General features: G+C 71.7%; 18 protein-coding genes. 2 read left to right on the plus strand and 16 right to left on the minus strand.

Annotated features, from left to right (window positions below; all coding sequences use genetic code 11):
* Positions 1-18 precede the first annotated feature (18 nt).
* From ACIOFR_RS14325 to ACIOFR_RS14400, 16 genes are all read right to left on the minus strand, one after another.
* Positions 19-2304, minus strand: a complete 2286-nt coding sequence (locus tag ACIOFR_RS14325) for an immune inhibitor A domain-containing protein (protein WP_400996422.1) — start codon at positions 2302-2304, stop codon at positions 19-21.
* A gap of 415 nt (positions 2305-2719) precedes the next feature.
* The gene (locus tag ACIOFR_RS14330) at positions 2720-5233 is read right to left on the minus strand and encodes an ATP-dependent Clp protease ATP-binding subunit (protein WP_400996292.1); all 2514 of its coding nucleotides are present in this window, start codon (positions 5231-5233) and stop codon (positions 2720-2722) included.
* Between the two features lie 687 nt (positions 5234-5920).
* Positions 5921-6271 (minus strand): Lsr2 family protein, encoded by a 351-nt coding sequence (locus tag ACIOFR_RS14335; protein ID WP_400996294.1) that lies wholly within the window; start codon positions 6269-6271, stop codon positions 5921-5923.
* A 134-nt stretch (positions 6272-6405) separates the two neighbouring features.
* Positions 6406-6936, minus strand: a complete 531-nt coding sequence (locus tag ACIOFR_RS14340; RefSeq protein ID WP_400996296.1) for an amino-acid N-acetyltransferase — start codon at positions 6934-6936, stop codon at positions 6406-6408.
* A 9-nt stretch (positions 6937-6945) separates the two neighbouring features.
* Positions 6946-7398, minus strand: a complete 453-nt coding sequence (locus ACIOFR_RS14345; protein WP_400996298.1) for a BlaI/MecI/CopY family transcriptional regulator — start codon at positions 7396-7398, stop codon at positions 6946-6948.
* A gap of 101 nt (positions 7399-7499) precedes the next feature.
* Positions 7500-7655 carry a hypothetical protein gene (locus ACIOFR_RS14350; RefSeq protein ID WP_400996300.1) on the minus strand — a complete coding sequence of 52 codons (156 nt, stop codon included), beginning with the start codon at positions 7653-7655 and terminating at the stop codon, positions 7500-7502.
* 4 nt (positions 7656-7659) lie between these two features.
* A complete protein-coding gene (gene lysX, locus ACIOFR_RS14355) occupies positions 7660-9231 on the minus strand; it encodes a bifunctional lysylphosphatidylglycerol synthetase/lysine--tRNA ligase LysX (RefSeq protein WP_400996302.1) in 1572 nt (523 codons plus the stop codon).
* 123 nt (positions 9232-9354) lie between these two features.
* A complete protein-coding gene (locus ACIOFR_RS14360) occupies positions 9355-10110 on the minus strand; it encodes a hypothetical protein (protein WP_400996304.1) in 756 nt (251 codons plus the stop codon).
* 115 nt (positions 10111-10225) lie between these two features.
* The gene (locus ACIOFR_RS14365; protein WP_371497794.1) at positions 10226-11023 is read right to left on the minus strand and encodes a type III pantothenate kinase; all 798 of its coding nucleotides are present in this window, start codon (positions 11021-11023) and stop codon (positions 10226-10228) included.
* Positions 11024-11084: 61 nt separating this feature from the next.
* On the minus strand, positions 11085-12053 hold the full coding sequence (nadC, locus tag ACIOFR_RS14370; protein ID WP_400996306.1) for a carboxylating nicotinate-nucleotide diphosphorylase: 969 nt from the start codon (positions 12051-12053) through the stop codon (positions 11085-11087).
* Between the two features lie 54 nt (positions 12054-12107).
* Positions 12108-13778 carry an L-aspartate oxidase gene (locus tag ACIOFR_RS14375; protein ID WP_400996307.1) on the minus strand — a complete coding sequence of 557 codons (1671 nt, stop codon included), beginning with the start codon at positions 13776-13778 and terminating at the stop codon, positions 12108-12110.
* A gap of 16 nt (positions 13779-13794) precedes the next feature.
* A complete protein-coding gene (gene panD / locus ACIOFR_RS14380) occupies positions 13795-14271 on the minus strand; it encodes an aspartate 1-decarboxylase (protein WP_400996308.1) in 477 nt (158 codons plus the stop codon).
* A 70-nt stretch (positions 14272-14341) separates the two neighbouring features.
* Complete coding sequence (panC, locus tag ACIOFR_RS14385) at positions 14342-15247, minus strand: pantoate--beta-alanine ligase (protein WP_400996311.1); 906 nt, start codon at positions 15245-15247, stop codon at positions 14342-14344.
* The gene (locus tag ACIOFR_RS14390) at positions 15247-16194 is read right to left on the minus strand and encodes a Rossmann-like and DUF2520 domain-containing protein (protein ID WP_400996313.1); all 948 of its coding nucleotides are present in this window, start codon (positions 16192-16194) and stop codon (positions 15247-15249) included. Before ACIOFR_RS14390 ends, panC begins: the two co-directional genes overlap by 1 nt.
* Before the next feature lie 112 nt (positions 16195-16306).
* Positions 16307-16996, minus strand: a complete 690-nt coding sequence (locus tag ACIOFR_RS14395; protein WP_400996315.1) for a response regulator — start codon at positions 16994-16996, stop codon at positions 16307-16309.
* Positions 16997-17008: 12 nt separating this feature from the next.
* Positions 17009-18217 carry a sensor histidine kinase gene (locus ACIOFR_RS14400; RefSeq protein ID WP_400996318.1) on the minus strand — a complete coding sequence of 403 codons (1209 nt, stop codon included), beginning with the start codon at positions 18215-18217 and terminating at the stop codon, positions 17009-17011.
* A gap of 93 nt (positions 18218-18310) precedes the next feature.
* Here ACIOFR_RS14400 and ACIOFR_RS14405 point away from each other — a divergent pair, with 93 nt between their 5' ends.
* Together ACIOFR_RS14405 and ACIOFR_RS14410 are read left to right on the plus strand one after the other, a co-directional pair.
* The gene (locus ACIOFR_RS14405) at positions 18311-19318 is read left to right on the plus strand and encodes an SAM-dependent methyltransferase (protein WP_400996320.1); all 1008 of its coding nucleotides are present in this window, start codon (positions 18311-18313) and stop codon (positions 19316-19318) included.
* 2 nt (positions 19319-19320) lie between these two features.
* Positions 19321-20484: an NADH-quinone oxidoreductase subunit D gene (locus ACIOFR_RS14410; protein WP_400996322.1), complete on the plus strand. Its 1164-nt coding sequence runs from the start codon at positions 19321-19323 to the stop codon at positions 20482-20484.
* Positions 20485-20489 lie beyond the last annotated feature (5 nt).

A 20489-nucleotide genomic window follows, 5' to 3' on the forward strand; every position in this document is an offset into this window, starting at 1 on the left:
GCTTCAGCTGACCCGAGGTCACTTCACCGGGTGGACCCGGATGATGGTCTCCAGGTTGTTCCAGCTCTCCCACAGCACCTCGATGCTGGTGTGGGTGTCCGGAACCTTGACGCTGCTGTACTTGGTGGCCTCGTCCCAGTACTTGGTCGTGTGGTCGTTGAAGACCCGCACGGCCTTGGAGGACGGGATCTGGGTGAGCACGTCGGCCTTGTGGAGCTTCAGACCGTCGGTGCGCTCGAAGCCGAAGGTGGAGTCGTAGCCCTGGATGCGCGGACGCATGTAGGTGCCGTCGGCCCACTTCAGCGGGGCCGGGTGGGCGTCGATCGGGATGATCAGGCCCTGGCCCGGGTGGTTGGTGACGTTGTTGTCGGACTGCGACTCGTCCCACAGCCAGATCAGAACGCCGTTCTGGTTGGCGTAGTGCTCGACGGTGTTCGGCTTCGCGGCCGAACCGAACACGTACGGGCCGGTCTTCAGCGTGGTGTCGTAGGACACGTACTGACGGTTCTCCACCAGGTAGTGCTGGGCGTAGTCCTTGGAGAACTTGCCCGAGATGCGGGAGAAGCCGGTCGCGGTCCAGCCGTTGTCGCCGTTCTCGGCACCGTCGGTGAAGACGGCCGCGTTGTCGGCGGTCACCTTGATGTCGTCGACGGCCAGGCCCTTGAGGTGGACGCCGCCGTCGGTGACGTTGTGGAAGCGGAACTGGATGCTCTTGCCCGCGTAGGCGTCGAGCGGGAAGACCAGGTCGCCCCAGGTGTTGTTGGTGGTGCCGTTGATCGCCGGGTGGTTCGCACCGTCGACCGGCAGCGCCGCGCCGTTGAAGGTACCGGCGACGGCGGCCCAGTTCTTGCCACCGTCGGTCGAGACCTCGCCGTAGGCGTAGTCGTAGTCGGTCTCCAGCTCGTACCAGGCCTTGGCCGACAGGCTGGCCGAGGTCTTGCCGGTGAGGTCGATGGTGCGGGCCAGCGAGACGTTCAGGTCGTCCGCGCTACCGCTCCACCACTCGTTGGCACCCGCGAACGGGGTGTTGATCTCGGTGGTGACGGTCTTCTTGGGGAGGTCCACCACGATGGCCTGCGGCCGCTTGGTGTTGTACTCCACCGGGCCGAGCCAGTGCAGCGAGTCCTTGCCGGCCTGCGCCTTGTCGAACTTGAGCCAGCCGAGCTGCAGCTTGCTCCAGACGTCGAGGTCGTTCGGCTTGTCGCCGATCTCGTTCTTGCCGGTGCCCAGCCAGGAGCCGGACGACATCAGCGACCAGAAGCCGACCGAGTTGTCGTTGCCGGAGCCCGAGGTGTCGTAGAGGTCCGGCAGACCGAGGTCGTGGCCGTACTCGTGCGCGAAGACGCCCAGGCCGCCGTTCTCGGGCTGCATGGTGTAGTCGCCGACCCAGATGCCGCTGGTGCCGACCGGGGTGCCACCGAGCTTGTTGCCGTCGGGGCCGGCCTGGCCGGACAGCGCACCGTAGGCGTAGGAGCGGTGGGCCCACAGCGCGTTGGTGCCCTGGGCACCGCCGCCGGCGGACTGGTCCTCACCGGCGTGCACGATCTGGAAGTGGTCGATGTAACCGTCGGGCTCGTTGAAGTTGCCGTCGTGGTCGTAGTCGTACCGGTCCCACTGGTCGTAGCCGGCGATCACGGCCTTGATCTGCGCGTCCGTCTGGCCCTTGGCCTTCTGGTCGGCGACCCAGGCGTTGATGCCGTCGCGGATCAGGTCCTGCGCGTTGTTGCAGACGTGCTGGCCGCAGTAGTCCGAGCCGTAACGGGCCTCGTTCCACGGCACCTTGACCCAGTCGGTGACCTGGCCGTCGACCGAGTACCGGCCCGAGGACTGGCGCTCGTAGAAGGTCTTGAGCGAGTCGCCGGTCTTCGAGAAGTACAGGTCCTGGTAGTGCTTCTGGTTGTAATCGGCCTGCCAGGCGGTGGAGTTGTTGGTGCTCCGGTCCGGCTGGGCGATCTTGTTGTGCGCGGGGCCCGGGTCGCCGCCGTACTTGACGGTGCCGTCGGGCAGCTTGGTGGTGTTGTCCACCTGGTCGCTGAAGTCGACCAGAATCGTGAAAATCTTGTCCGTGCGCTCGCGTGCGAGCTCCACGTACTTGTCACGACCGAGCTTGATGCTGGTGCCGCCACCGTGCGACTCGATCTGCGCGGTGCCGTTCACCAGCTGGTCGACCGCGGCCTTCTGCTCGGCCTCGACCTTCCCGGAGAGCGGGCCGGGCAGCGAGTCGTCGAGCTTGGTGGTCAGAGCTGCGTCCGCCGGGTCACGCGGAGCCGCGGCCGGGGCGGCGAAGGCCGTCCCCGGGAGCATCCCCGCACCGAGCGCGGCGACGGCCGCGACGGCAGCGGCGGCCGAGGCGGCCTTCCTGGATATCTTCAACGTGGTGACGTCCTCCCCTTACCGGCATAGCTCTTGGCCCGCCGGTGAACCAATGAAAGACAGGTGGACGACATTTGATCCAAGAGCTTGTAAAAAAGAAAGACCTTGACCATGACATGGTCACGGCGCTATCCTCCGGACCCTGCGGATGGGCTGATAGTCCGTCAAATCGGCTGCAATGCACCGTGGTTCGCGGGCCCGTCGTGTCCGCACGGCCGCCCCGGAGACGCCCGCAGGGTGGTAAGTCTGAATTTTCACAGCATTTGGAAACGTAAACAGTTTTGCAACTGAAAAGGCCGCGGTCCCGACCTGAAGTCGGGACCGCGGCCTTTTCTTGGTACGGCTGTTACTTGGTGAGATCCGGACCCGCGGTGCTCACCGCGGCCGGGGTGTCCGCCACCGCGGACTTCTCCTCGCCGCGGAAGGTGAACTTGGCGTCCTTGCCCTCACCCTCCACGCCGACGACCACGATCTGACCGGCCCGCAGCTCGCCGAAGAGGATCTTCTCGGAGAGGTGGTCCTCGATCTCGCGCTGGATCGTACGACGCAGCGGACGGGCGCCCAGCAGCGGGTCGTAGCCGCGCTTGGCCAGCAGCTTCTTGGCCTCGACGCTGAGCTCCAGGCCCATGTCGCGGTCCTTCAGCCGGCCGTCCACCTTGTCGATCATCAGGTCGACGATCTGGATGATGTCGTCCTCGGACAGCTGGTGGAAGACCACGATGTCGTCGACACGGTTCAGGAACTCGGGGCGGAAGTGCTGCTTGAGCTCCTCGCCGACCTTGGCCTTCATCCGCTCGTACCCGCTGGCGGCGTCACCCGTGGCCGCGAAGCCCAGGTTGAAGCCCTTGGAGATGTCCCGGGTGCCGAGGTTGGTGGTCATGATGATGACCGTGTTCTTGAAGTCGACCACGCGGCCCTGCGAGTCGGTCAGGCGACCGTCCTCCAGGATCTGCAGCAGCGAGTTGAAGATGTCCGGGTGGGCCTTCTCGACCTCGTCGAACAGGACCACCGAGAACGGCTTCCGGCGGACCTTCTCGGTCAGCTGGCCGCCCTCCTCGTAGCCCACGTAGCCGGGCGGGGAGCCGAACAGCCGGGAGACCGTGTGCTTCTCGGAGAACTCGGACATGTCGAGCGCGATCAGCGCGTCCTCGTCGCCGAAGAGGAACTCCGCCAGCGTCTTGGACAGCTCGGTCTTACCGACGCCGGACGGGCCGGCGAAGATGAACGAGCCACCGGGGCGCTTCGGGTCCTTGAGGCCCGCACGGGTGCGCCGGATGGCCTGCGAGAGCGCCTTGATGGCGTCCTTCTGGCCGATGACGCGCTTGTGCAGCTCGTCCTCCATGCGCAGCAGCCGGGAGGACTCCTCCTCGGTGAGCTTGAAGACCGGGATGCCGGTGGCCGTCGCCAGCACCTCGGCGATCAGCTCCTCGTCCACCTCGGCGACGACGTCCATGTCGCCGGCCTTCCACTCCTTCTCCCGCTTGGCCTTGGCCTGCAGGAGCTGCTTCTCGTTGTCGCGCAGGGACGCGGCCTTCTCGAAGTCCTGCGCGTCGATCGCGCTCTCCTTCTCGCGGCGCACGTCGGCGATCTTCTCGTCGAACTCGCGGAGGTCCGGCGGCGCGGTCATCCGGCGGATGCGCATCCGGGAGCCGGCCTCGTCGATCAGGTCGATCGCCTTGTCCGGGAGGAAGCGGTCCGAGATGTACCGGTCGGCCAGGGTCGCGGCGGCGACCAGCGCGGCGTCCGTGATGGACACCCGGTGGTGCGCCTCGTAGCGGTCCCGCAGGCCCTTGAGGATCTCGATGGTGTGCGGCAGCGACGGCTCCGCGACCTGGATCGGCTGGAAGCGGCGCTCCAGCGCGGCGTCCTTCTCCAGGTGCTTGCGGTACTCGTCGAGCGTGGTGGCGCCGATGGTCTGCAGCTCACCGCGGGCCAGCATCGGCTTCAGGATCGAGGCGGCGTCGATCGCACCCTCGGCGGCGCCCGCGCCGACCAGGGTGTGCAGCTCGTCGATGAACAGGATGATGTCGCCGCGGGTGCGGATCTCCTTGAGGACCTTCTTCAGGCGCTCCTCGAAGTCACCGCGGTACCGGGAACCGGCCACCAGTGCGCCCAGGTCCAGCGTGTAGAGCTGCTTGTCCTTGAGCGTCTCGGGGACCTCGCCCTTGACGATCGCCTGGGCCAGGCCCTCGACCACGGCGGTCTTGCCGACGCCGGGCTCGCCGATCAGCACGGGGTTGTTCTTGGTGCGGCGGGACAGCACCTGCATGACCCGCTCGATCTCCTTCTCGCGCCCGATGACCGGGTCGAGCTTGGCCTCGCGGGCGGCCTGGGTGAGGTTGCGCCCGAACTGGTCCAGGACCAGCGAGGTGGAGGGGGTGCCCTCGGCGGGGCCGCCGGCCGGGGCCGACTCCTTGCTGCCCTGGTAGCCCGAGAGCAGCTGGATGACCTGCTGGCGCACCCGGTTGAGATCGGCGCCCAGCTTCACCAGGACCTGGGCGGCGACGCCCTCGCCCTCGCGGATCAGACCGAGCAGGATGTGCTCGGTGCCGATGTAGTTGTGGCCGAGCTGGAGGGCCTCGCGGAGCGACAGCTCCAGGACCTTCTTCGCCCGGGGGGTGAAGGGGATGTGACCGGACGGGGCCTGCTGGCCCTGGCCGATGATCTCCTCGACCTGCTGGCGGACCGCCTCGAGCGAGATCCCGAGGCTCTCCAGCGCCTTGGCGGCGACACCCTCGCCCTCGTGGATCAGGCCCAGGAGAATGTGCTCGGTGCCGATGTAGTTGTGGTTGAGCATCCGGGCTTCTTCCTGAGCCAGGACGACAACCCGCCGCGCGCGGTCGGTGAACCTCTCGAACATCGTTAATCGCTCCTCAGAGCGGTCGGTCAGTTCGGGGTCCGTCCCCGCCCTGTCCTTCCGCATGCTAGTCCCGCTCAGCGGCGCGGCCATGGGCCTCTCCCGCCCGTCGCCGGACGAGAAGAGTCAACCCCACTCGCGTGGGGAATCATGCAGCGCGACCAGCCGACACCAGTCCCAACCTGATGCTGGGAGACGGTGTTCCCACAGCTGGGCCTGATGCACCCGATACCGCTACGCCATCGGCGAACAAGCACTGCCGAGGACGGGGCGGCCGGTCTCGCGTCCTGCTCCGGTCGGGGCCGTCCGACCCCTCCCGCCTGCATTCATACCCGGTATTCCGACGAGTTTCGCGCAGTTTCCCGGGTGGCGGTGTTCGCCTGGCGAGAAGTCCGGTGGTCGATCCGCCCGGCTCGGCCACCGGGCTGACGGTGGCTCGACCGGGCCACGAGCCGCACCCGAGCCGCCGACGGCCCGGGGCGGCGGCGCCGACACCCGATCAGGTGTCGCGCGTGACCGCTTCGCCCTTACAGCGTTGCACAGCCACCGGCCGTCCCGCCGCTCGTGGCGGCCCGGCGCCGGGCCGGAACGCCGGCCGGGACGCCCCCCGAACACCCCCGGAACGCCCGGTGGACGCCTGCGCACGCGGCCCCACGGGCCCGGCGCCGGCGTCCTGGAGACCCACGGGGGTCAGGAGGCGTGCGCCTTCTCGTAGTCCTCGCGCACGTTGCTGGGCACCCGGCCGCGGTCGTTGACCTGGTAGCCGTTCTCCTTCGCCCAGTTCCGGATCTTGGCGGTGTCCGGCTGGCCCGTCGAGGCCCGGCCCGAGGCCCGGCCGGTGCTGCGGCGGGGCGCGCTCAGCCGGCCGCTCTGCTTGCGGCCCTTCTCGACGTACGGCGCCAGCAGGCTGCGCAGCTTCTCCGCGTTGTCGCTCTTCAGATCGATCTCGTAGGCAACACCGTCCAGCGCGAACGTGACCGTCTCGTCCGCCGAGCCGCCGTCGAGATCGTCTTCCAGAATGACCTGAACCCTCTGTGCCACGGGCTTCCCTTTCCGTGTTAACGACTCATTGCCTGGAGAAAGGAAACCGCCTTTTCCCGGAAAACACAAACCCCCGCCCGCTCCGCAGGCGTGCCGACATGCGCCCGGAAGGCAGTGCGGCGACCGGTCCGCACTCAGTAGAGTCGCAGCAGCATCCGGGAGTTGCCCAGGGTGTTCGGCTTCACCCGCTCCAGGTCAAGGAACTCCGCGACACCTTCATCGTACGAGCGCAGGAGTTCTTCATAGACTTCCGTGGCGACGGCGGCCGGGTCTGACGTACGATCGTCGGTTTCGCCGATCTCGACGAAACCGTGTTTCTCGAAGAAGTCGACCTCGAACGTCAAGCAGAAAATCCGACGGACTCCCAGCCAGCGCGCGGTCTGCAGCAGCTTGTCCAGGACCTGGTGCCCGAGGCCGTGGCCCCGGCAGGACGGGTCCACGGCCAGGGTGCGGACTTCGGCGAGGTCCTCCCACATCACGTGCAGCGCGCCGCAGGCGACCACCGCACCGGTGTCGTCGCGCTCGGCGACCCAGAACTCCTGCACCGATTCGAACAATGTGACGGTGGGCTTGTCCAGCAGAATGCCGTCCCGCGAGTACGCGTCGATGAGCCCTCGCACGGCCCGCACGTCGGTGGTCCGCGCCCGGCGGATGGTGACCTCCATGGCCGGACGTTATCGTGCGGACGGCTCCCCGGTCTCCCCCGTATCGCCCTGCGGAGCATACGTGCGCGCGCTATCGGACCGAGGCGTTTCGGGTTCGGCCGGGAACGGACCGGCCACCCGCAGGGCGTCCCGAAGGGCGTCCCGCTGCTCCGGCGACATCAGGCCGAAGAAGTGCACCAGGGCGGCGGCCGGATTGTCGCTGGTCGCCCATGCGTCGTTCATCAGGGCCGCGGTGTATGCCTCGCGTGAGGAGACCGGCTCATATCGATACGCCCGGCCCGCCTGCTCCCGGCGCAGCCAGCCCTTTCGGTACAGCTTGTCGAGCACGGTCATCACCGTCGTGTACGCGATTTCGCGTTCCGACTGCAGATCCAGCAGAACCTCGCGAACGGTGACCGGGCGGTTCCACTGCCACACCCTGGTCATGATGTCGTTCTCGAGTTCTCCGAGTTGCCGCACCATAGTCCGGCCAGGATAGGGCCGTTTCGGACAGAATCGCCGGTGCCGGAAACGCCACCGGCGCGCCGCCACCCGCAGGGGTGACGGCGCGCCGGCCGGTGTCGCTATTCGCCCGCCGTGGTGCGGGCCGCCATCGCGTCGGCGGCGGCGTCCTCCTTGGCCCGCTGGGCCCCGCCCTGGCTGCGGATGATCGCCCGCACCAGGAATCCGAAGCCGATCGCCATGACGAGCGGCGGCACGATCGCGCTGACGTAGTCCATCAGGTCACTCCTCGGTCTGGTCGGCGTCGGCGCCGGCGGCCGGCTTGGCCTCGGCGCCGCGCTGGTCGGGCTTCACGATCGGGAACAGCACCGTCTCCCGGATGTTCTTGCCGGTGAGCAGCATGATCAGGCGGTCGACACCGAGGCCGAGGCCGCCGGTGGGGGGCATCGCGTACTCCAGGGCGCGCAGGAAGTCCTCGTCCACCTGCATCGCCTCGACGTCGCCGCCGGCCGCCAGCAGCGACTGGGCGGTGAGGCGGGCCCGCTGCTCGACCGGGTCGACCAGCTCGGAGTAGGCGGTGCCGATCTCGGTACCGAAGATGACCAGGTCCCACTTCTCGGCCACGCCCGGGACCGAGCGGTGCTGGCGGGTCAGCGGGGAGACCTCGGTCGGGTAGTCCCGGATGAAGGTCGGCTTGATCGCGTTGTGCTCCAGCAGCCGCTCGATCATCTCCAGGACGATCTGGCCGTGGCCCCACTCCTTCTCGTAGGGCACGCCGGCCTCGTCGGCGAGCTTGCGCAGCTCCTCGACCGGGGTCTCGGGGGTGATCTCGGTGCCGAGGTGGGCCGAGATGCCGGGGTAGACGCTGACCTCGGCCCACGGCTCGGCCAGGTCGATCTCGTGCTCCGCGCCGTCCGGGCCGATGCCGCGCACGACGGTGGTGCCCAGCGCGTCCCGGGCGGCGTTGACGATGGTGGCCCGGATCAGCTCGGCCTGGGTGTCGTAGTCGCCGTACGCCTCGTACGACTCCAGCGAGGTGAACTCGGGGTTGTGGGTCGAGTCCGCGCCCTCGTTGCGGAAGTTGCGGTTGATCTCGAAGACCTTCTCCGCGCCGCCGACCACCAGGCGCTTGAGGTACAGCTCCGGGGCGATCCGCAGGAAGAGGTCGATGTCGTAGGCGTTGATGTGGGTGGTGAACGGGCGGGCGTTGGCGCCGCCGTGCACCGGCTGCAGCATCGGGGTCTCGACCTCGATGTAGCCGCGCTCCTCGTAGGTGCGGCGGATCGAGCGGACCACCTTGCTGCGCAGGTAGAGGATCTCGCGGGCCTCGGGGTTGACGATCAGGTCCACGTATCGCTGGCGGACCCGGGCCTCCGGGTCGGTCAGGCCCTTGTGCTTGTCGGGCAGCGGGCGCAGGCACTTGGCGGTGAGCTCCCAGCGGTCGACCATCACGGACAGCTCGCCGCGCTTGGAGGTGATCACCTCGCCCTCGACGCCCACCTGGTCGCCGAGGTCGATGTCGGACTTCCAGGCCGCCAGCCGCTCGGGGCCCAGCTTGTCCAGGGAGAACATCACCTGGAGGTCGCCCGAGCCGTCGCGCAGGGTGGCGAAGCAGAGCTTGCCGCCGGTGCGGGCCAGGATGACCCGGCCGGTCACGCCGGCCCGCTCGCCGGTGGCGGTGTCCGGCTCCAGGTCGGGGTGCTTGGCGCGCAGGTCGGCGATGGTGGTGGTCCGGGGGAAGCCGACCGGGTACGGGTCGACGCCGGCCGCCCGGAGCCGGTCCAGCTTCTCGCGCCGGACGCGCATCTGCTCGGGAAGGTCGTCGGTCGTGGGGACGGTGCTCTGATCGCTCACTCCACAAGGGTAGCCAGCCGAACGGCCCGGACCGCCGCGGGATGCGGCGGCGGCCCCGGCGGGAGTCGCTCGGACTCCTGCCGGGGCCGCCGGACGCGCCGCGGGGCGCTGCGGGTGGGCCGGTCAGCCGGTGCCGGTGGCGAGCTCGGTCCCCTCCTCCGCGGCGCCCTGGGCGGCCGTGCGGGTGCGGCGGCCGAACAGCTCGGCGGGGGTGGGCATCCGGTGCGGCTGCGGCTGCCGGGACTGCTGCGGGGACTGCGGGGACGGCTGGGGACGGGCGGGGGCGGGCGTCTTGGGGGTGCCTGCGGGGTTGCTCATCGGGATCCGTCCTCCAACTGGGGTGGCCGCGGTGTTCGGGGTCGCGGTGAAGGTGGGTTCGGTGGCCGGGTCGGGCACCGCCGTCAGGTGGCGCGTTCCGGATCCGAGCGAGAGGCGTTCGCGGACCGCGGCCTCGGCGAGCGCGTGGCAGCGTCCGGCGAGCCGGGAGCGGCGCGAGCGTTCGACGGGGCCGCAGGGCCGGCGGATGAGCGAGCGGAGCGCGGCGAGGTCCTCGGGGGTCGGCAGGTAGCCGTCGGTGACGGCCTCCTCCAGGCGCTCCAGGTAGCCGCCCGCGCCGCCGGGCAGGGCGGCCCGGTAGCGGCCCAGGTCGGCCAGGAGGAAGGCGCGTAGCCGGCCGCCCTCCGCGACGGCCTCCTCGATTGCCTCGGTGAGCCGCAGGGACTCCTGGACGTCCTCGGCCCAGAGTTCGGGGATCGGCCCGGGCGGCCGGAGCCGGTCGGGCATGGCCGGGTGGAGTGCTTGGGCGAGGGCGCGGCGCAGCACGCGGACTTCGTCGGCGCTGAAAGCCATGCCGCCGCGCGATCCGTGAGGCGTAGGCATGGGTCGACAGTACGTGGCGTACGTCCGATTTATGGCGATTGTCGCCGTATTTGTGCCGATTGGCCGATGGTGGGTTGATCCGATCGGTGGGCGGGGGAACGGGGGTGACGCCGGGTCAGGCCGCGGTGGCCGGGCGGTTGCGCTCGAAGATCAGGCGCAGGCCGATCAGGGTGAGCCAGGGCTCGTGCACGTCGATGGTCTCGGCCTCGCCGAGCACCAGCGTGGCGAGCCCGCCGGTGGCGATCACCTGGACGTCGTCCGGGTCCTTGGACAGCTCCCGGGCCATCCGGTTGACCAGGCCGTCGACCTGCCCGGCGAAGCCGTAGAGGATGCCCGACTGCATGCCCTCGACGGTGTTCTTGCCGATCACGTTGCGGGGGCGGGCCAGCTCGATCTTGCGCAGCTGGGCGCCGCGGACGCCGAGCGCCTCGACCGAGATCTCGATGCCGGGGGCGATCGCGCCGCCCACGTAGTCGCCGCGCTCGTTGACCGCGTCGAAGGTGGTGGCGGTGCCGAAGTCGACCACGATGCACGGCCCGCCGTAGAGGTGGTTGGCGGCCAGCGCGTTCACGATCCGGTCGGCGCCGACCTCCTTGGGGTTGTCCATCAGGACGTGCACCCCGGTCTTCACCCCCGGCTCCACGATCACCGCGGGGACGTCGCCGTAGTAGCGGCGGGTCACCTCGCGGAGCTCGTGGAGCACGGCGGGCACCGAGGAACAGATCGCCAGCCCGGCCACCCGGTCGTCGGCCGAGACGATCGGGTGGGAACCCATCAGACCCTGGAGCAGCACCGCCAGTTCGTCCGCCGTGCGGCGCGGATCGGTGGAGATCCGCCAGTGCTCGACGATCTCCTCGCCGTCGAACAGGCCGAGCGTGGTCTGGGTGTTGCCGACGTCGATCGTGAGGAGCATGGGCTGCTTTCTGCGGGTGAGGTGGGCCCCTCCTGGGGGTTGGCGGGTCAGGAGGGCGGGGTCAGGCGCGAAGGTCCAGGCCGATGTCGAGGATCGGCGAGGAGTGGGTGAGGGCCCCGACGGCGAGGTAGTCCACACCAGTGTCGGCGACCTCGCGCGCGGTGGCCAGGGTCAGGCCGCCGGAGGCCTCCAGCCGGGCCCTGCCGGCCACCAGCTCGACGGCCCGGACGAGCTGCGGCACGGTGAAGTTGTCCAGCAGGATGAGGTCCGCGCCGGCGTCCAGCACCGGCTGGATCTGCTCGACGGTGTCGACCTCGACCTCGACCGGCAGCTCCGGGTACAGCGCCTTGACGGCCTTGAAGGCCTCGGCGACGCCGCCGGCCGCGACCACGTGGTTGTCCTTCACCAGGGCCGCGTCGGACAGCGCCATCCGGTGGTTGGCGCCGCCGCCGCAGCGCACCGCGTACTTCTCCAGCGCGCGCAGGCCCGGGGTGGTCTTGCGGGTGTCCCGGACGACGGCCGAGGTGCCCTCCAGGGCGTCCGCCCAGGCGCGGGTCGCGGTGGCGATGCCGGAGAGGTGGCAGAGTAGGTTCAGCGCGGACCGCTCGGCGGTGAGCAGGTCGCGGGTGCGGCTGCGCACCGACAGCAGCACCTGGCCGGCCTCGACCCGGGCGCCGTCCTCGACGTGCCGCTCGACCTCGAACTCCTCCTCGCAGACCAGCGAGACCACGGCCTCGGCGATCCGCAGGCCCGCCACGACGCCCGCCTGACGGGCCGTGAAGTCGGCGGTGGCGACGGCGTCGGCCGGGACGGTGGCGACCGAGGTGACGTCCTCGCCGCCGGCCAGGTCCTCGGCCAGCGCCAGCGAGGCGATGTCCTCGACCTCGACCGGGTCCAGGCCGGCCTGCTCCAGCAGCTCGGCGAGCGCCGGGTCCAGGCCGCTCTCGTACGCCTCGCCGTCGCCGCAGGCGCAGCCGTCGCCGCAGCCGTCCTGGTCGGCCAGCGGGAGTTCGTCGTGGTCGTGGCTCATGCACAGCTCCTTGCGAGGGGGTCCCCGGCGGCGGCCGGGGGAGGCATCGGGGGGTTACTGGGGTTCGACGGTGCCGACCGGGGTGCCGTCCGCGGCCAGGGTGGTGACCACGTGGCGCCGCCAGTGGGCGTCGTCGCGCTCCGGGAAGTCCTCGCGCCAGTGGCAGCCGCGGGTCTCCGCCCGCAGGGCGGCGGCGGCCACCAGGGCGGTGGCGACCAGGTGCAGGTTGGTGGCCTCCCAGGTCTCCACCCGCGGGTCGGCGGGCTTCTCCTCGGTGGCGTGCGTGCGGGCGTCGGCGGCCAGGCCGGCCAGCCCGGCCGCGGTGGCGGCCATCGAGGCGGCCGAACGCAGCACCCCGGCGCCGCGCGACATCAGCCGCTGGACGTCGGCGCGGGACTCGGGGGCGAGCAGCGGTACGGCGTGCGCGGCGCGGGCCCCGGCCACGTCGACGGTCCGTTCGGGCAGGTCGCCGGCCCGGCTGCGGGCGGCCAGGTCGGCGGCGATCCGCTCGGCGAAGACCAGCCCCTCCAGCAGCGAGTTGGAGGCCAGCCGGTTGGCGCCGTGCACCCCGGTGCAGGCCACCTCGCCGCAGGCGTACAGGCCCGGGACGGTGGTGCGGCCGGACAGGTCGGTGCGGATGCCGCCGGAGGCGTAGTGCGCGGCCGGGGCGACCGGGATCAGTTCGGTGACCGGGTCGATGCCGTGCGAGCGGCAGGAGGCGAGGATGGTGGGGAAGCGCTCGGCCCACATCGCGGCGCCGAAGTGCCGCCCGTCCAGGTACATGTGCTCGGTGCCGCGCTGCTCCATCCGCCGCGTGATCGCCTTGGCGACGATGTCCCGGGGCGCCAGCTCGGCCAGCTCGTGCTGCCCGACCATGAAGCGGACGCCGTCGGCGTCCACCAGGTACGCGCCCTCGCCGCGGACGGCCTCGGAGACCAGCGGCTGCTGGCCCTCGGCGTCCGGGCCCAGCCACAGGACCGTCGGGTGGAACTGCACGAACTCCAGGTCCGTGACCTCGGCCCCGGCCCGCAGGGCCAGCGCCACGCCGTCGCCGGTGGAGACCGCGGGGTTGGTGGTGGCGGAGAAGACCTGGCCCATGCCGCCGGTGGCGAGCACCACCGCGCGGGAGCGGATCGCGCCGACGCCGTCGCGCTGGCCCTCGCCCATCACGTGCAGGGTGAGGCCGGCCGCGTGGCCGTCGGCGTCGGTCAGCAGGTCGAGGACGAGCGCGTGCTCGATCAGCTCGACGCCCGGGTCGGAGCGGACCGCCTCGACCAGCGCCCGCGATATCTCGGCGCCGGTGGCGTCGCCGCCCGCGTGCGCGATCCGGCGCCGGTGGTGGCCGCCCTCGCGGGTCAGCAGGATCTCGCCGTCGGCGTCCTGGTCGAAGGCCGCGCCGGTGGCGATCAGGTGCCGGACGGCGTCCGGGCCCTCGGTGACCAGGGTGCGCACGGCCTCCTCGTCGCACAGCCCGGCCCCCGCGACCAGGGTGTCGGCGAGGTGCTGCTCGGGGGTGTCGCCGGGCCCCAGGGCGGCGGCGATGCCGCCCTGGGCCCAGCGGGTGGAGCCGTCGTCCAGCATCGCCTTGGTGACCACCATGGCCCGCAGGCCGGCCTTGCGGGCGTTGAGCGCGACGGTGAGGCCGGCCACGCCGGAGCCGACCACGACCACGTCGGTGGTCGTGGTCCAGCCGGGGGCGGGAGCGGTCAGGCGGTACGACGACATGGTTTCAGTGGCTCCTTCAGTGCGCGGCGGTCGGGGCCGCGCCGTCGGCATCACGGTACGCTTCCCGGCCCTGCGGGGAGGCCGCCACCCGGTCGCCCCGGAGCAGGCCGCTGCCCTCCGGGGCCTCGGCGGCGTCCGGGCCGATCGAGGTGATCCGGTTGGCACCGTCGACGAAGACCACCTTCGGCAGGTAGGCCTTGGCCTCGGCGGTCTCCATCTGTCCGTAGGCGATCAGGATCACCAGGTCGCCGGGGTGGACCAGCCGGGCGGCGGCGCCGTTGATCCCGATCACGCCGGTGCCGCGCGGCCCGGCGATGGTGTAGGTCTCCAGGCGGGCGCCGTTGTCTATGTCGACGATGTGGACGAGCTCGCCGGGCAGCAGGTCGGCCGCGTCGAGCAGGTCCTCGTCCACCGTGACCGAGCCGACGTAGTGCAGGTCGGCCTGGGTCACGGTGGCCCGGTGGATCTTGGACTTGAGCATGGTGCGGAGCATCTGGTCACGCCTCCTGTGGTGAGTGCATGCCTACTTCGGCTGAGTGGTGAGGGTGGTCGGACCGGCGGTCCTACCGGACGATGATGCGGACGTTGTCGATCAGGCGGGTGGAGCCCACCTTCGCGGCCACGGCCAGCACCGCCTCGCCCCGGAAGTCGTCCGGCGCCTCGGTGAAGGAGTCCGGGTCGATCAGGGCGAGGTAGTCGGGGGTGACGCCGTCGGCGGCGTCGAGGGCGGCGGCCGCGGCCTCGCGGACGGCCTTCGGACCCTGCGCACCGGCGTCCCGGCCGGCGAACAGCGCGCGCGACAACGCCAGCGCCTGCTCGCGCTCGGTCCCGGACAGGAAGCGGTTGCGGGAGGACAGCGCCAGGCCGTCCTCCTCGCGGACGGTCCCGACGCCGACGATCTCCACGTCGAAGTCCAGGTCGGCCACCATCCGCTGGACGATCGCCAGCTGCTGGGCGTCCTTCTCGCCGAAGAAGGCGAAGTCCGGGTCGGTGATGTGGAGCAGCTTGGCGACCACCGTCAGCATGCCGTCGAAGTGCCCGGGGCGGGCGGCGCCCTCGAACCGTTCGCCCATCGGGCCGGCGCTCAGGCGCACCAGCGGCTCGCCGTTCGGGTACATCTCCTCGGTGGTCGGCGCGAACACGACGTCCGCACCGGCCTCCTCGGCCAGCCGCAGGTCGGCGGCCAGGTTGCGCGGGTAGCGGTCCAGGTCCTCGCCGGTGCCGAACTGGAGCGGGTTGACGAAGACCGTCACCGCGACCCGGCCGTCCCGGCCGACCTGCTTGCGGGCGGCCCGGATCAGCGCGGCGTGGCCGGCGTGCAGGGCGCCCATGGTCATCACCACCGCGTTGTCCACGGGCTGCTCGTCCGGCCAGAAGGCCGCCTCGAAGTCCGCCACGGTGTGGGTGAGCTCGGCCTTGTGGGCCTCGGCTGCCGCCTGCTTGCCGCCGCGCTGGTTCTTGCCCGCCATCAGGGGTTCTCCTCGTTCAGTACGTCGAGCAGGGCCGCGGCCGGCTCTGCCGTGAGCGATCCGCCCCGGACCGCCCGTTGAGCCGTGGCCCGGGCCATCGCGCGGTACGCCTGCCCGATGTCCGGGGCAACCGTAGCGAGCTGGTCCAGGTGCCTGCGCACCGTCCCCACGTCACCGCGGGCGACCGGGCCGGTCAGCGCGGCGTCGCCGGAGCGCAGGGTGTTGTCCAGGGCCGCGCCGAGCAGCGGGCCCAGCAGTTGTCCCGGCTCGGCCACGCCGGCCGTCCGCAGCAGCTCCATCGCCTGGGCGACCAGGGTGACCAGGTGGTTCGCACCGTGCGCCAGGGCCGTGTGGTAGAGCGCTCGGACGCCCTCCGGCACCCACTCCGGCTCGCCGCCCATCTCCACCACCAGGGCCTCGGCCACCGGCCGCAGCTCCTCGGGGGCGGTCACGCCGAACGGGCAGCCGGCCAGCCGGGCCACGTCCACCGAGGTGCCGGTGAAGGTCATCGCCGGGTGCAGGGCGAGCGGCAGGGCGCCGGCCCGGGTGGCCGGTTCCAGCACGGCCACGCCGTGCGCGCCGGAGGTGTGCACCACGATCTGCCCGGGCCGCACCGCACCGGTGGTGGCGAGGCCCGTCACCAGGTCGGCGAGCGCGTCGTCCGGCACGGTCAGCAGGACCAGGTCGGCGGCGGCCAGCACCTGCGGCGGGGTGACCAGCCGGACGCCCGGCAGCAGGGCGTCGGCCCGCCGCCGGGAGGTCGCGGACACCCCGGAGGCGGCCACCACCCGGTGGCCCGCCAGCTGCAGCGCCGCCCCGAGCGCGGGGCCGACCCGGCCCGCCCCGACCACGCCGACGCTGAGGCGGGCGGGCCGGTTCACCGGGTCCAGGGGGTCGCCGAAGGGATCGGCCGGCGTGGAGAAGTCTGCGTGGTCGGACGTGCTCACGGCTCGGCCTTCGTCCTCACTTCCGTTCCGGTCCTCTGCAGGTACCGGACGAACCGCCATTCTACGGCCGGGCCGCGTCCCGCCCGTCCGGGCCGGCGCGGCCGTCCGGGCCTCAGTCGCCGGCGCCCGCGCGGATCAGGCCGGCCTCGTAGGCGAGCACCACGGCCTGGACGCGGTCGCGCAGGTTGAGCTTGGCGAGGATGCGGCCGACGTGCGTCTTCACGGTGGCCTCGGAGAGCACCAGGCGGGCGGCGATCTCGCCGTTGGACAGGCCCTGGGCGACCAGCAGGAAGACCTCGCGCTCGCGCTCGGTCAGCGGGCTCAGGGTGGTGGGGCCGGGGGCCGAGGCCGGGGTGGGCAGCACCTCGGCGAAGCGGTCGATCATGCGGCGGGTGGTGGTCGGGGCGACCACGGCGTCGCCCGCGTGCACCGAGCGGATCGCGGCGACCAGCTCGGTCGGCGGCACGTCCTTGAGCAGGAAACCGCTGGCGCCCGCCTTGAGCGCCGCGAAGGCGTACTCGTCCAGGTCGAAGGTGGTCAGGATGAGCACGTGCGGTGCGCCCGGGAGCGGTGCGCCGTCCTCGCCCAGGCAGATCCGCCGGGTGGCCTGGACGCCGTCCAGGCGGGGCATCCGGACGTCCATCAGGATCACGTCCACCTGGGTCGTCCGCAGCAGGTCCAGGGCCTGCGCCCCGTCGCCCGCCTCGGCGGCGATCTCGATGTCGCCCTGCGACTGGAGGACCATCCGAAAGCCCGTGCGCAGCAGCTCCTGATCGTCGACCAGCATCACCCGGATGGTCACGTGAGACTCCTTCTACTTCGCTGCCTTGAGGGGGAGTACCGCCCGGATCCGGAAACCGCCGCCGGGCCTCGGTCCGATGTCGAGGCTGCCGCTGACCATGCCGACCCGCTCGCGCATGCCGATCAGACCATGGCCGTGGCCGTCCGCACCACCGACCAGCTGCTCGCTGGTGGAGCCGCGGCCGTCGTCCTCGACCAGCACCTCCAGGTCGCGCTCGCGGAAGTCGACCGCCACCTTGGCCCGGACGCCGGGGCCGCCGTGCTTGCGGACGTTGGTCAGCGCCTCCTGGACGATCCGGTAGACCGTCAGCTCCAGACCGCGCGGCAGCTCCCGGACGTCCCCGGTGGAGGCGAAGTCCACCGGCAGCCCGGCCACCCGGACCTGCTCCAGCAGCTCGGGGAGCTCCTCCACACCGGGCTGCGGCACGTACTCCTCGGCGGTGCCGGCGGTGCGCAGTACGCCCAGCAGGCGGCGCATCTCGACCAGGGCCTGCCGGCCGGTGGAGGCGATCGTGCCGAGCGCCTCCTTGGCCTGCTGGGGGGAGTTGTCCAGCACGTACGCCGCGCCGTCGGCCTGGACGATCATCACCGAGACGTTGTGCGCGACCACGTCGTGCAGCTCCCGGGCGATCCGGGCCCGCTCGGCCGCGACCGCGACCTTGGACTGCGCGTCCCGCTCCCGCTCCAGCCGGGCGGCGCGGTCCTCCAGCTCGATCAGGTAGGCCCGGCGGACCCGGGTGAGCCGGCCCCAGGCCCAGCAGAGGATGAACGGGGTGGTCATCAGCACGGCCGAGAAGATCAGCCGCGCCACGTCGCCGTCCGAGGTGCCGTCGGGCGGGGAGGTGTTGGACTCGGTGCGCCAGAGCGTCAGCGGTCCGGCCACCAGCCCCGCCGCCACCACCAGCCGGGAGACCCAGGGTGCGCCGAACGCCGCGCCGGTGTACGCGAAGACCAGGTAGCCGACGCTGGACAGGCTCGGGTCCACGTTCAGCGCGAGCTGGCCGAGCCCGAGGGCCACCGCGGTGACCGTGGTGGCGTTCGGGTTGCGCCGGCGGAACACCATCAGCGCCGGGATGGCGAGCGCGACGGCCAGCCCGCCCAGGAACTGGCGCTGCCCGTCCTGCTCGACCGCCGCCAGCACGCCGAAGAAGAGGACCAGCAGCGCCCAGGCGGAGTCCACCACCATGGGGTGTCTGCGGAGCCAGGCGTTGAGTCGATGCACGATTCCAGCCTAGGGAGTCCCGGAGGCGCTCCAGGTCCGCCGGGAGGGCGATCCGCTCTACTCCGCAGGGTGGAGACGCCCCCGACTTCGATAATGTCCACCGCCATGGAGTGGATGCGCTGGCGGACCGCCATGGAGCAGGCCCTGTACGGGACGGAGGGCTTCTACCGCAGGCCCGAGGGGCCGGCGGGCCACTTCAGGACCTCCGTGCACGCATCGACCCGGTACGCCGGGGCGGTGGCCCGCCTGCTGGCGGGGGTGGACGAGGCGCTCGGCCGGCCGCCGGAGCTCGCCTTCGTCGACGTCGGCGCCGGCCGCGGCGAGCTGACCGCCGGGGTGCTGGCCGCCGTCGACCCCGGGCTCGCCGCCCGGCTGCGCCCGTACGCGGTCGAGCTGGCGGCCCGTCCACAGGGCCTGCCGGAGCGGGTGGTGTGGACGGACCGGGTGCCCGAGGGCGTCCGGGGACTGCTGTTCGCCAACGAGTGGTTGGACAACGTCCCGCTGGACGTCGCCGAGCGCGACGGGGACGGCGTGCTGCGCTACGTCGAGGTCGCGCCGGACGGCGAGGAACGGCCGGGCGGCGAGCTGTCGGCGGCCGACGGGCGGTGGGCGGCCCGCTGGTGGCCCCGGGGCGAGCGGGTGGAGCTGGGCGGGCCGCGGGACGAGGCGTGGGCGCGGGCGGTCGCCGGGCTGGAGCGCGGGCTCGCGGTGGCCGTCGACTACGCGCACACGGCGGCCGGCCGGCCGCCGTTCGGCTCGCTGGCCGGGTTCCGCGGGGGCCGCGAGGTGACGCCGGTGCCCGACGGCAGCTGCGACGTGACCGCGCACGTGGCGCTGGACTCGGTGGCGGTCCCCGGTGTCCACAGCCTGTGGACAACCCAGCGGGACGCACTCCACGCGCTGGGCGTGCACGGCGCGCGCCCCCCGCTCGCGCTGGCCACCAGCGATCCGGCGGCGTACCTGCGCGCCCTCGGCGGCGCCGGCGAGGCCGCCGAGCTGACCGACCCGGCGGGGCTCGGCGGTTTCGGCTGGCTGCTGCAGGCTGTCCGCATGCCGGTACCGGCGGCCCTGGGCGCCCTGGCGGGGTGGCAGACTCTGTAGCCATGAGGGAGACCACGGTCGGCATCGGCGCAGGCGCGCAAGAGCTCACCAGCGAGCTGGGCACCAGCGACATGGTGCTGAACATCGGCCCGCAGCACCCGTCCACGCACGGCGTCCTGCGGCTGAAGCTGGTCCTGGACGGCGAGCGGATCGTCGCCGCCGAGCCGGTCATCGGGTACATGCACCGGGGCGCGGAGAAGCTCTTCGAGGCCCGGGACTACCGGCAGATCATCATGCTGGCCAACCGGCACGACTGGCTCTCCGCCTTCGCCAACGAACTCGGCGTGGCGCTCGCCGTCGAGCGGATGCTCGGCATGGAGGTCCCCGAGCGCGCGGTCTGGATCCGGACCATGCTGGCCGAGCTCAACCGGGTGCTCAACCACCTCATGTTCCTCGGCTCGTACCCGCTGGAGCTGGGCGGCATCACCCCGGTGTTCCACGCCTTCCACAGCCGCGAGGAGCTCCAGCACGTGCTGGAGGAGGCCTCCGGCGGCCGGATGCACTACATGTTCAACCGGGTCGGCGGCCTCAAGGAGGACGTCCCGGCCGGCTGGCTCGGCCGGGTCCGGGCCGCCGTCTCCGCCGTCCGCTCGCAGCTGCCGGTCTTCGAGGACCTGGTCCTCGGCAACGAGATCTTCCGCGGCCGCACCGCCGGCGTCGGCGTGCTGTCGGCCGAGCACGTCCACGCGTACGGGGTCAGCGGCCCGATCGCGCGGGCCAGCGGGGTCGACTTCGACCTGCGGCGCGACGAGCCGTACCTCGCCTACGGGGAGCTGCGGGACGTCCTGACGGTGGTCACCCGGGAGGAGGGCGACTGCCTGGCCCGGTTCGAGTGCCTGCTGGAGCAGACCGCCAACTCGCTCGACCTCGCCGACGCCTGCCTCGACCGGCTCGCCGAGCTGCCGGCCGGCCCGGTCAACCTCCGGCTGCCCAAGGTGCTCAAGGCGCCCGAGGGCGAGACCTACGCCTGGACCGAGAACCCGCTCGGCATCAACGGCTACTACCTGGTCTCCCGCGGGGACAAGACGCCGTACCGGCTCAAGCTCCGCTCCGCCTCGTACAACAACATCCAGGCCCTCACCGAACTGCTGCCCGGCACGCTGGTGGCCGACATGGTGGCGATCCTGGGCTCGATGTTCTTCGTCGTCGGCGACATCGACAAGTAGCCCGG

The sequence above is a fragment of the Kitasatospora sp. NPDC088346 genome (assembly GCF_044740765.1).
In the GTDB taxonomy this organism is placed as follows: Bacteria; Actinomycetota; Actinomycetes; order Streptomycetales; family Streptomycetaceae; genus Kitasatospora.